The organism is Geothrix sp. (assembly GCF_049292215.1).
In the GTDB taxonomy this organism is placed as follows: Bacteria; Acidobacteriota; Holophagae; order Holophagales; family Holophagaceae; genus Geothrix.
The window spans coordinates 44,317-56,010 of the sequence record NZ_JBATQW010000096.1 but is presented as its reverse complement, the minus strand read 5'-3'; the positions used below and the strand labels follow the sequence as shown (position 1 = coordinate 56,010).

The window sequence follows — 11,694 nt, the reverse complement described above, 5'->3', positions numbered from 1 at the left end:
GGGCCGCCTGCCCTGGCGGGCCCTGGCCGCGGTGGCGACCGACGCGGCGGCCCACCCCCAGGCCGCCCAGCAGGCCACGGAGAAGCTTCTGCAGCTGTGGCCGGTCATGACCACCGGCGAGCGGCGCAGCCTCGCCATCCATGCGCCGAGACAGCTCTGGCCCATGGTGTGGAGGTGTCCTGCGCCCTCGGTGCTGGCGGCCTTCCTCCACCATCCCAAGCTCGGCCTGGAAGCCCTGGTCGCCCTCATCCAGCCGCCCCTGCGTCCGCCCCAGGCGGAAGCCCTGGCCCTCTCGCGCTGGCGCGAGGCCGGGCCCGTAGCTGAACAGGTGCTGCAGGCACTGGACCGTAGTCTCCCCCTGCCCGACTCCGGCCTGGCCCTGGGCCATGCGGCGCCGTGGATCAAGGCGCTGGACGAAGAGGCTCGCATCCTCGCCGCCAGCCGCATCCTGACGCCGGCGCTCCGGCGCATGGTTCACCCGCGGCGGATGGACAGCGAAGGACCGACTGCCTAGGCCATGGCCTGCCGGAATTCCGGAAGGCCCCAGCAGACACCGATAAAGCCAATGGGGTCGTCCCCATCAGTGCAAACCTGGATTTAACCGTGGCTGATCTTTAGGCCCGCTTGAGCACTTCCGCCACGCACCGCTCGATGCCCACGAAGACATCGCTGAGCCGGGCGTCGTCGAACATATAGGCGGGGGTGGTGACCAGGTTGTTCGCCTCGTCCACGACGATCTCCCGCGCGCTGGGCGTGCCCTGGTGCAGGTGCCCCAGCCGGCGCATGGCGTCGGCGCAGCCGGGATCGCCCCCCAGGGTGAGCCTCGCCACGCTGCGGCCCGAGAGCGCCAGGGCCACCAGGGCGGGCGAGATGCAGATGGCGCCCACGGGCTTCTTCGCGTCGAAGAAGCCGCGCAGGAAGGCGGCCACGTCTGGACGCACCTCACCCTCCGGCCCCTTGAAGGCGAAGGTGCAGAGGTTCTTGGCCACACCATACCCGCCGGGCATCAGCAGCGCGTCGTAGTCCTCGACGCGGGCCCGGGCCAGGTCCAGGCACTGCCCCACCCGGGCGATGCGGCTGGCCTCCTCCAGGATGTTGCGCACGGCGCCGGCCACCGGCTGGCCCGTGGCGTGGTTGATGACGTGGTGCTGGTCGGCGTCCGGCGCGATGCACTGGAAGGCGGCCCCGTGCTGGTCCAGGGCCAGCAGGGTCAGCACCGCCTCGCGCACCTCGGCGCCATCCAGGTGGCCGCACCCCGCCAGCAGCACCGCGACCTTGAGTGTCCTCGCCATTGGAGCCTCCTGAGCCTTCCGGTGATTATCGCGCCAATCCGGGAAGCGGGCTGCGGTTCTCGTCTACCCTGAACCCATGCGCCTCTCCTCCCGCCTGCCGCCGGGCTTTGAGCCGAACGCCCTCACGGCCACGCTGGCCCGGCTCCGGGTCCAGGGCCGGGAGGTCCTCGACCTCACCGTCTCCAACCCCACGCGGTGCGGGTTCGCCTATCCCGAGGCGGAGATCCGGGCGGCCCTCGCCCAGCCCGAGGTGCTGGCCTACGACCCCGATCCGCAGGGTTCAAGGACTGCCCGGGAGGCCATCGCCACCCACCACGGCCACGGCCTGCGCGCCGGGGACCTCCTGCTCACGGCCTCCACCAGCGAAGGCTACGGGCTGCTCTTCAAGCTGCTGGGCGACCCCGGGGACGAGGTGCTCGTGCCCAGCCCCAGCTATCCCCTCTTCGACTGGCTGGCGCGGCTGGAGGGCCTGTCAGCCCGGCCCGTGCCTTCCTACTTCCATGACCGGTGGCACCTGGATCTCGGCGCTCTCGAAGCCGCCGTCTCGCCACGGACCCGGGCCGTGGTGGTGGTGAATCCCAACAATCCCACGGGCCACTTCCTTTCCCGCGCCGAGTGGACTGCCCTCACGACCCTGTGCGCCGAACGCCAGCTCGCACTGCTGGTGGACGAGGTCTTCGCCGACTACGCCCTGGAGCCCGCCGAGGACCGGCTGGCCACGGCCCTCCAGGATCCCGAGCCACCCTGTCCGGTCTTCCTGTTCTCCGGGCTGAGCAAGGTGGCGGCCCTGCCGCAGCTCAAGCTGGGCTGGATCGCCGTGCGCGGCCCCGGCGCGGAGGCTCACCTGGAGGCCCTGGCCTTCCTGGCCGACCAGTACCTCTCCGTCTCCGCGCCAGTGCAAGCCGCGGCCCCGCGGCTGCTGGAGCTGGCGGCGCCCATCCGCACACAGCTCCTGGGGCGGCTGGGGGCCAACCTCGCCAGCCTCGATGTGGCCCTCACCGGCCAGCCGCACCTGTCGCGGCTGCCCGTGGAGGGCGGCTGGTCGGTCCTGCTGCGGCGGCCGGCCGTGGATGCGGACGAGGCCTGCGCCCTGCGGCTGCTGGAGGGGGCCTCGGTGCTGGTCCATCCCGGCTCCTTCTTCGACCTGGCCGGCGATGGCCACCTGGTGCTCAGCCTGCTGACCGCGGAGTCCGGATTCCGCGAGGGGCTCCATCGCATCTTCCCCTGGCTGTGACGCCCCTGCATAATCACCCCACCCCATGAGCATCCTCGCCTCCTGCCCCAGCTGTGGTGCCGCCCTGAGCTTCCGGCCCGGGACCATGGTGGCCGTCTGCACGTACTGCAAGGCCCTCGCCGCCCGGAAGGACCGCGATCCCGAGCTGATCGGCAGGGTGGCCGACCTGGTGGACACCGGCTCTCCGCTGGGACTGGCCGCCTCTGGAACCTTTGCGGGGCGCGCCTTCACCCTGGCCGGGCGGGTCCAGCTGAAGCATCCCCTCGGCGGCGTGTGGGACGAATGGTACCTCGCGCTCGATGACGGCCGCTGGGGGTGGCTCGCCGAGGCCCAGGGTCGCTTCTACCTCACCTTCACCCAGGACCCGCACGGATCCCTGCCCGCGGCCGACAGCCTGCAGGCCGGCGGTCTTGCCGACCTGGGCCCTGCCGGCCTCTGGACCGTAGGCGAGATCAGCGAGGCCGCCTTCCACAGCGCCGAAGGCGAGATCCCCTGGGCCGTGGAGCCCGGCACCACCTACCGCTTCGCGGACCTCTCGGGCCGGAACGGCGCCTTCGCCACCCTGGACTACAGCGAGGACCCGCCTCTGTTCTTCCTGGGCCGCGAGATCCCCCTGGCCGACCTCCACATCCAGGGCGGCACCCGCAAGCCCGCCAAGGTCGGCGTCCAGAACCTCAACTGCCCCAAGTGCGGCGGAGCCCTGGCCCTGCGCGCGCCGGACCAGACCCAGCGCGTGGGCTGCCCCAGCTGCGGTAGCCTGCTGTCCGCGGAAAACGGAAAGCTGGCCTTCCTGAAGAGCCTCAAGCAGCCGCATCAGGAGGTGGTGATCCCCCTGGGCACGGAAGGCGTGCTGAATGGCGAGAAGGTGATCTGCATCGGGCAGCTGCGCCGCAGTTGCACCGTGGATGGCATCGCCTATCCCTGGACGGAGTATCTGCTCCTGGACGCCCAGCACGGCTTCAAGTGGCTGGTGGAGAGCGAGGGTCACTGGAGCCTGGCCGTGGCCCTGCCACCCGGCGAAGTGCCCCAGGCGCGCGACGGGCAGAAGAACCTTCAGGCGCTCGGCGCCAACTGGCGGCGTTTCCAGGACGTCGAGGCCTTGGTCGAAGGCGTCTGGGGCGAGTTCTACTGGACGGTGGAGCAGGGGGAGCGGGTGCAGGTGGCCGAGTTCATCGCCCCGCCACGCAGCCTCACCCGCGAGCGCCAGGGGCACAAAGGCGGCGGCGAGGAGGTGAACTGGAGCCTTTCCACCTACCTGGATCCGACCGCGGTCTGGACCGCCTTCAAGCTCAAAGACGCTCCGCCCGCCCCCCGCGGCATCGCCTCCTTCCAGCCCAACCCCCACAAGGTGACCCTCTCCAAATCGGCCCTGTGGGTGGTAGGCGCCCTGGGCCTGCTGCTGGCCCTCGTCATGGTGGAGTCCGCCACCCACCGCAACGAGGAGTTGTTCAAGAAGCGGCTGGACCTCTACGAACTGGCGCCCGGCCTGCGCAAGGAGGCGGCCGAGGCCGTGCGCAAGGGCATTCCCGTGCGCCGGCCCAATGCGCCCGGTTCCCCGGTCGCGCCGGCAGCCGAGGCCCAGGAACCCGTCTACTTCTCCGGCCCCATCGAGATCAAGAACGGCCACCGCAACCTGGCTGTCACCCTCAGCGCCCCGGTCAATAACAGCTGGATCGGCCTGGAGGGCGCCCTAGTGAGCGAGACCACGGGCGTGGCCGAGCTCTTCCTCCTGGAAAGCAGCTTCTACCACGGCGTGGACGGCGGCGAATCCTGGGCCGAGGGCGGGCAGACCAGCACCGTCTACCTCAGCGCCGTGCCCGCCGGAACCTACGTGCTGCGCCTGGCCCCCCAGTGGGACGGGAAGTTCCCCCCCGTCGGCGTCATCGACGTGCAGCTGCGCCAGGGCGTCATGCGCTGGCTCTATCCCGGGCTCGCCCTGCTGGCCATCCTCGTGGTGCCCCTGATCCTGGTGATCCAGGTGGCGGCCTTCGAGGGGCGCCGCTGGCAGGAGAGCATGTATGGCACGGCGGCAACTGCCAGCGGAGGTGATGACTGATGCGGATCCTCTACCTGCTCTTTCTCGGCGGCGGCTTCAGCCTCATGGTCGCCAACGGCTTCTTCGGCCGGGAGTTCTTCGGCCAGCGACGCCGGGCCGATCTGCCACCCAGCGTCCGCCAGACGCCCGGCGCCTACCGCACCTTCCTGCACAACAACGGCTTCCACGGAGGTAAGTGATGTTCACGAACCAGATGCTGCACCAGCTCCTCGTCGCCGCCGTCTTCTCCGCCCTGGGGCTTGCCATCCTGGGCCTAGTCTGGCTATTCCTGGTGAAGGTGCTGCCCTTCTCCCTCCGCAAGGAGATGGAGGACGACCAGAACGTCGCCCTCGGCATCGTCCTAGGCTGCCTCATCCTGGGCATCAGCCTCATCATCGCTGCTGCGATCCATGGGTGATTTGCCGCAACCGGATGCGGAAGCTTCTGCTGCCCAGCCCACGCTAAAAGCGCCGCTGCTCTTCATCAGCGTGCTGCTTATCGCCAGCTGCGGTTTGATCTACGAGCTGGTGGCGGGAACGCTGTCAAGCTACCTGCTGGGGGACTCGGTCACGCAGTTCTCCACGGTCATCGGGGTGTACCTCAGCGCCATGGGCCTGGGCTCCTGGCTGTCGAAGTTCCTGAACCGGGGGCTGGCGCGGCGCTTCGTGGACCTGGAGCTGGCGGTGGCCCTGGTGGGCGGCTTCTCTGCGCCCATCCTCTTCCAGGCCTTCGCCCACACCCATGCCTTCCGGGTGGTGCTCTACAGCACGGTGGTGGCCGTGGGCACCCTCGTGGGCCTGGAGATCCCCATCCTCATGCGCATCCTCAAGGACCAGGTGCGCTTCAAGGATCTGGTGGCCGGTGTCCTCACCCTCGACTACATCGGGGCCCTCTTCGCGTCGCTGCTCTTCCCGTTGCTGCTCATGCCCAAGCTGGGTCTGGTGCGCACCAGCCTGCTCTTCGGCCTGCTGAACGCCGGGGTGGGCCTCTGGTCAACCCACCTGCTGAAGTCCCAGCTGGGACCCATCTTCTGGATCCGCTTCCGCTGTGTGGCCGTCATGGGCCTCCTGGCGATCGGCCTGGCCTTCGCCGGGAAATTCACTCTGGCTGTAGAAGAGGAAATCTTCGCAGACGAAATCGTCTACGCCCGGGACAGCGACTACCAGCGCATCGTGCTCACCCGGGGCCGGGGCAGCTTCCAGCTCTTCCTCAATGGCAACCTGCAGTTTTCCAGCGCCGACGAGTACCGCTACCACGAGGCCCTGGTGCATCCGGCCTTCGGGGTGCGGCCCGATGCGAAGCGCGTGCTCGTCTGCGGCGGCGGCGACGGCCTCGCCGTGCGGGAAGTGCTCAAGCATCCCTCGGTGCAGGAGGTGGTGCTGGTGGACCTGGATCCAGCCATGACCGACATGGCGCGCCGCCAGCCCATGGTGCGCCAGCTCAACGGCGCGGCCCTGGATGATCCCAGGGTGAAGGTCGTCAACGCCGACGCGATGGTGTGGCTGCAGGAGACCACCGCCCCCCCGTTCGACCTGGCCTTCGTGGACTTCCCGGATCCCAACACCTATGCCCTGGGCAAGCTCTACACGTCGCGCTTCTACCGGCTGCTCCAGCGCCGGCTCACCGACGACGCCATGATCACCGTGCAGAGCACCTCGCCCCTGATGGCGCGGCAGTCCTTCTGGTGCATCACTACCACCATGGAGGCCTCGGGGCTGAAGGTGCGCCCCTTCCACTTGGCTGTGCCGTCGTTTGGGGTGTGGGGTTTTGCCCTGGCCTCGAAGCGCGACTTCGCCCCGCCCACCCGCGTGCTGCCCGGCCTGCGCCACCTGTCCGACGAGGCGACCGCCGCCATGTTCGCCTTCCCGAAGGACATGGACCGGGTTCCGGTGGAAGTGAACCGCCTGGACAACCAGGTCCTCGTCCACCTCTACACCCGGGAGTGGCGGCGGTGGTCGTGAGGCCCCAGCCATGAGGCGCCGCGACTTCCTCGCGGCCACGGCGGCCTCCGCCCTGCCCCTGGCCTGCCGGAAGAAGCCCGAGTTCCCTTTCACCGGTGAGCTGGTGGGGCCGGACCTCGCCCTGGGACACCGGTTCCGGGGCCAGGGCATCCCGGTACCCGAGCGCTTCGAGCCGGTCTCCGTCCTCATCGTGGGCGGCGGGGTGGCCGGGCTCAGCGCCGCCTGGCGGCTGGCGGGCGGCGGCCTGGAGGACTTCCAGGTGCTGGAGCTGGAGCCGGAGCCCGGCGGCACCTCCCGCTCCGGCCGCAACCACGTCAGCGCCTTCCCCTGGGCCGCCCACTACCTGCCGGTGCCTGATCGTGGCAACCGCGCGGTGCTCCGCCTGCTGAAGGAGTGCGGGGTGCTGGAGGGCTTCGACGCCAAGGGCGATCCGCTCTTCGCGGAGGAGGCCACCGTCCGCGCGCCGGAGGAGCGCCTCTTCGCCTACGGCCAGTGGTGGGAGGGGCTCTACCTGCGCGCCGGGGCCAGCGCCGAGGACGAGCGCCAATACCACGCCTTCTTCCAGGAGGTGGACCGCTGGGCGGCGTTCACGGATGCGAAGGGGCGCCCGGCCTTCAGCATCCCCCGCTCGCGGTGCTCCAACGCGCCGGAGGCCCGGGCCCTGGACAGCTTCTCCTTCGCCGCGTGGCTGGATGGGCATGGCCTCACCTCGCCGCGCCTGCGCTGGCTGCTGGACTACGCCTGCCGGGATGACTACGGCTCCCACCTGGATACCACCAGCGCCTGGGCCGGCCTCTTCTACTTCGCCGCCCGGAAGCAGGGTCCTGGCGAGGACTCGCGCCCCCTGCTCACCTGGCCCGAGGGCAACGGGTTTCTCGTCAACCACCTGCGGAAGGCCAGCGGGGATCGGCTCCGGTGCGGCATGATGGCCACCTCCATCCGCCCGGAACAGAATGGCCTCCGCGTCGCGGCCTGGGATGCCACGCGGCAGCGCCCCGTCGGCTGGCTGGCCAAGCGCGTCATCTTCGCCGGGCCCCAGCATGTGGCGCGGCACACGATCGAAGGCCTCGGGACCGCGCGTCCGGCCCTGAACCGCATCCACAACGCCCCCTGGCTGGTGGCGAACCTGACGCTGCGGGCCCGGCCCCGGGAGACCACCTTCCCCCTGGCCTGGGACAACGTGCTGCGGAACAGCGAAGCCCTGGGCTACGTGGTGGCCACGCACCAGAGCCTGCGGGACCACGGTCCCACGGTGTGGACCTGGTACCGCCCCTTCGCCGGACCGGACTGCGAGGCCGAACGGGCGCGGATGCTCGCCATGGACTGGCCCGCCTGTGCCCGCCTGGTGATGGACGACCTCCGGCCGGTGCATCCCGATCTCGAAGGGCTGGTGACCCGGCTCGATGTCATGCGCTGGGGCCACGCCATGGTGCGCCCCTCGCCGGGCCTGCTCTGGGACTCCGGGTTCCTGACCCTCGCCCGCCCCTTCGGTGCCGTCCACTTCGCCCACACCGAGCTCAGCGGCATCTCCCTCTTTGAGGAGGCCCAGGATCACGGACTCCGGGCGGCGGAAGAGGTGCTCGCGGCCCTGGGCCGATCCGGGGCCACCTGGCGCTAGCGGCCAGCGGACTGTGATGTCCGGCACATGCCGTGCACGGCCCCCAAAGCCGCCTGGCATGAGCTTCCGCCGGTTTTCTCATAGAATCTCCAGCATGGCTCTAGGATGTCGAAGTCAATTATGTTCTAACAGCATTCATTGTTTTTGTTATGAACCATTTGGAATGTCTTTATTTCGCTTGACGCCCTCATCCCCAGGGCGTGGCATGACGACAACACAATCCGAAATCCATCTCCATTTCCACCTCCTTCCGAGGTCTGGCCCATGTCCATGGCCGAGGTCTTCCCTCCCGAGCGCGATCAGGCCAATGGCCTGGAGCTGCGCCTCGCCGGCCTGGCAGAGCACGTGGCCCGGCTGGAAGCCAGGGTGGCCGCCCTGGAAGGCCAGGGGACGGAGAGTACCCTGGCCGCGGTGATGACCCCGGCCGAAGGCCTCCGCTCCACCCCCGCCGTCCCGCCCACGGCACCCGCGACGGCGGACCTGCCCAATCCCGTCCGCCTCATGGGTCTCATCGGCAGGACCTGTCTCATCCTGGGCGGGGCCACCTTCATCCGGGCCCTGGTGGATGCGGGGACCATCCACCGCGGCTGGGGCGTGGCCCTGGGCCTCGCCTTCGCCATCACCTGGGCCCTCCTGGCGGACCGCGCGAAGCACCCACTCGACTCCGCCTTCCATGCCCTGGCCTCCATCCTCATCGCCTATCCGCTGCTGGTGGAGTCCACGGCCCGCTTCGGCATCCTCGAGCCGGGCCTGGCGGCCTTCCTGCTCCTGGCTGTCACCGGCCTGCATGGTGCCGTGGCCTGGCGGCGGAACCTGCAGCCCATCATCTGGCTGGCCACCCTCGCCTCCCTGGGCTCGGGCTTCGCCGTGATGACCGGCCGGCGGGCCATCGAACCCTTCCTGCTGGTCTTCCTCGTGCTCGGCATCGGCTCCCTCTGGGCCACCTACGGCCGCCGTTGGCATGGCCTGCGCTGGCCCACGGCCCTGGCCGCGAATCTTGGCGTGCTGATCCTCACCTCACTGGCCGCCTGGCCCGGTGGGGCACCGGAGGTCTACCGGGGCATCTCCCCCGCGCGCGCCATGGCCTTCGCCCTGGCCCTCGCCGTGCTCTACATCGGCAGCTTCGCCCTCCGGATGCTCCAGCAGAAGCGGGTGGTGAACGCCTTCGAGAAGCTCCAGACCCTCCTCGTCCTGCTCGTGGGCTTCGGTGGCGCCTTCCGCGTCGCCCTCGCCACGGGATCTGGCGCCGGCGTTCTGGGAGCCGGTGCCTCGGTGGCGGGCTTCGGCTGCTACGCGACGGCCCTGCGCTTTGCGGAGGACCGCGAGGAGACCCGCGCGAATTTCAATTTCTTCACCTTCCTGGCCCTCATCCTGGTGCTGCTGGGCGGGGCGGTCCTGCTGCCGCTGGCGGTCTTCGCACCCGTGGCCGGGGCCCTCGGCCTGGTGGTCATGATGGTCGGCCTCCGCCTCCCGCGGACCGTGCTGTTCGTCCAGAGCGGCATCTTCCTCCTGGCGGGCGCGGCGACCTCCGGGCTGCTCGGCTGGTCCTTCCGCGCCTTCTTCGTGGCCGGCGGGGCCAGTGCCGCCCTGTCCCTGCCGGGCCTCCTCTGCCTGGGTTGCCTGACCGGCGCGGTCGCCTGGTTCCTGCTGCGCCGTCCGTCGGAAGCCACCACCCGGCGGCTGCGGCCGCTGATCCTGGGCCTGGGCGCAGTGGCCGCCATCGGGGCGGGCGCCCTGATCGTCCGCACGCTCAGCGCCGCGCTCTCCTCGGGGGAACCGCAGGCCGATCTGCTCGCGGCGCTGCGCACCGGGGTCCTGTCGCTGCTCGCCATCGCCATGGCCTGGTCCGGCCGCCGGCTGCCCATCCTGGAGCTGCGCTGGCTCGTCTATCCCGTGCTCATCCTCACGGCCCTGAAGTTCCTGTTTGAGGACCTGGCCCTGGGACGGCCCCTGACCCTCTTCCTGGGGTTCATGTGCTTCGGCGCCACCCTCATGCTCGCGCCCCGACTGCTGAAAGCCCCCGCCCCCAAGGGCGTTGGCGACAATCCGAATGCTTCGATCCCGGAGGTGGATTCATGACTGAACGCCTGATCCGAACCGCAGGCCTGGTCCTGCTCCTGCTGGCGCTCCCCGCTGGCGCCAAGGAGCCGCCCAAGAAGGCGGAGCCCATCGCCCAGGAGGGCATCGAAGTGCCCAAGCCGCCCTTCACCGACGGGATCTTCCCCTGCACGGGCTGCCACGACGGCAAGCAGCTGAAGGTGGACACCAAACGCCGCGAGCTGGCCATGCACAGCGAGATCGAGCTCAAGCATGGCCTTGAGTCCCGCTGGTGCCTGGACTGCCACGACGCCAACAGCCGTGACAGCCTGCACTTGGCCAGCGGCGAGAAGGTCGAGTTCACGGCCTCCTACAAGCTCTGCGGCCAGTGCCACGGGGACAAGTTCCGCGACTGGCGCGTGGGCATCCACGGCAAGCGCACCGGCAGCTGGAACGGCCAGAAGCAGTACCTCCTCTGCGTCAACTGCCACAACCCCCACTCCCCCCGCTTCGCGGCCCTGAAACCCATGCCACCACCCACGCGGCCCGAAGACATCCAGACCAAGAAAGGGGGCGCCCGATGACGGACGGCAAGCTCACCTCCCAACCGGACAGCGCCCCACAGGCCTCCAGCGGCTGTGGACTGGACCGCCGCGACTTCCTCGGGGCCGGCGTCGCCGCCGTGGCCACGGCCCTCACCGGCTGCGGCACGCTCAGCAAGGAGGAGTTCCTCCAGCACAACTTCCAGGAGCTGTCCAAGGAGGAAGTCCTCTCCGTCATCGCCCGCCTGGAGAAGGAATACAAGGCTAAGTACGGCAAGGACGTGAAGGTCGGCACCACCCCCGCCATGCCCGGCGTGATCTTCGGCTACGCGCTGGACCTCAGCCGCTGCATCGGCTGCCGCCGCTGCGTCCATGCCTGCGTGAAGGAGAACAATCAGTCCCGCAGCCCGGAAGTGCAGTGGATCCGGGTGCTCCAACTGGACAAGGAGGAGGGCGTCAACCTCCAGCACGCGGACCAGTACTACAACCCGGCGGAGGTACCCGAGGAGGGCCACTTCTACATGCCGGTCCAGTGCCAGCAGTGCAAGAAGCCGCCCTGCGTGAAGGTCTGCCCCGTAGGCGCCACCTGGCGAGAGAAGGACGGCATCACGGTGGTGGACTACAACTGGTGCATTGGCTGTCGCTACTGCATGGCCGCCTGTCCCTACGGCGCCCGCCACTTCAACTGGGGCGAGCCGAACCTGCCGCCGGACCAGGTCAACACGGACACGCACTACCTGGGCAATCGGCCCCGGCCCAAGGGCGTGGTGGAGAAGTGCACCTTCTGCGTCCAGCGCACGCGCAAGGGCCTCTATCCGGCCTGCGTGGAGATCTGCCCGACGGGCTCCCGGAAGTTTGGCAACCTGCTCGACAAGACCAGCGAGATCCGCTACGTCCTCGAGAACAAGCGCGTCTTCAAGCTCAAGGAAGAACTGAACACCCAACCCAACTTCTTCTACTTCTACGGGGTGTGAG

General features: G+C 69.5%; 11 protein-coding genes. 10 read left to right on the top strand and 1 reads right to left on the bottom strand.

The annotated features are described in order from the left end of the window. Nucleotides 1-514 (top strand): hypothetical protein (locus WAS25_RS15730; protein WP_422313826.1); only part of this gene is annotated, 514 nt, incomplete at its 5' end. 100 nt (nt 515-614) lie between these two features. Here WAS25_RS15730 and elbB read toward each other — a convergent pair. Then, nucleotides 615-1,292, bottom strand: coding sequence for an isoprenoid biosynthesis glyoxalase ElbB (elbB, locus tag WAS25_RS15725; protein ID WP_422313824.1), 678 nt, complete (start codon nt 1,290-1,292; stop codon nt 615-617). Between the two features lie 76 nt (nt 1,293-1,368). Between elbB and WAS25_RS15720 the strand changes: the two genes are divergently transcribed. The 9 genes from WAS25_RS15720 to WAS25_RS15680 all read left to right on the top strand — a co-directional run bounded on the left by WAS25_RS15720 (nt 1,369) and on the right by WAS25_RS15680 (nt 11,693). Next, nucleotides 1,369-2,526 (top strand): pyridoxal phosphate-dependent aminotransferase, encoded by a 1,158-nt coding sequence (locus WAS25_RS15720; protein WP_422313822.1) that lies wholly within the window; start codon nt 1,369-1,371, stop codon nt 2,524-2,526. A 25-nt stretch (nt 2,527-2,551) separates the two neighbouring features. Then, nucleotides 2,552-4,582 carry a DUF4178 domain-containing protein gene (locus WAS25_RS15715; protein WP_422313820.1) on the top strand — a complete coding sequence of 677 codons (2,031 nt, stop codon included), beginning with the start codon at nt 2,552-2,554 and terminating at the stop codon, nt 4,580-4,582. Further along, the gene (locus WAS25_RS15710; protein WP_422313818.1) at nt 4,582-4,761 is read left to right on the top strand and encodes a hypothetical protein; all 180 of its coding nucleotides are present in this window, start codon (nt 4,582-4,584) and stop codon (nt 4,759-4,761) included. Before WAS25_RS15715 ends, WAS25_RS15710 begins: the two co-directional genes overlap by 1 nt. Further along, nucleotides 4,761-4,979: a DUF350 domain-containing protein gene (locus WAS25_RS15705; protein WP_422313816.1), complete on the top strand. Its 219-nt coding sequence runs from the start codon at nt 4,761-4,763 to the stop codon at nt 4,977-4,979. The genes WAS25_RS15710 and WAS25_RS15705 overlap by 1 nt, the downstream gene beginning before the upstream one ends. Continuing rightward, complete coding sequence (locus WAS25_RS15700) at nt 4,972-6,522, top strand: polyamine aminopropyltransferase (RefSeq protein ID WP_422313814.1); 1,551 nt, start codon at nt 4,972-4,974, stop codon at nt 6,520-6,522. The genes WAS25_RS15705 and WAS25_RS15700 overlap by 8 nt, the downstream gene beginning before the upstream one ends. A gap of 10 nt (nt 6,523-6,532) precedes the next feature. After that, complete coding sequence (locus WAS25_RS15695; protein ID WP_422313812.1) at nt 6,533-8,140, top strand: flavin monoamine oxidase family protein; 1,608 nt, start codon at nt 6,533-6,535, stop codon at nt 8,138-8,140. Nucleotides 8,141-8,404: 264 nt separating this feature from the next. Then, the gene (locus WAS25_RS15690; protein WP_422313810.1) at nt 8,405-10,219 is read left to right on the top strand and encodes a hypothetical protein; all 1,815 of its coding nucleotides are present in this window, start codon (nt 8,405-8,407) and stop codon (nt 10,217-10,219) included. Further along, nucleotides 10,216-10,761 (top strand): cytochrome c3 family protein, encoded by a 546-nt coding sequence (locus tag WAS25_RS15685; RefSeq protein ID WP_422313808.1) that lies wholly within the window; start codon nt 10,216-10,218, stop codon nt 10,759-10,761. Before WAS25_RS15690 ends, WAS25_RS15685 begins: the two co-directional genes overlap by 4 nt. Continuing rightward, nucleotides 10,758-11,693, top strand: a complete 936-nt coding sequence (locus tag WAS25_RS15680; protein ID WP_422313806.1) for a 4Fe-4S dicluster domain-containing protein — start codon at nt 10,758-10,760, stop codon at nt 11,691-11,693. Before WAS25_RS15685 ends, WAS25_RS15680 begins: the two co-directional genes overlap by 4 nt. Nucleotide 11,694 lies beyond the last annotated feature (1 nt).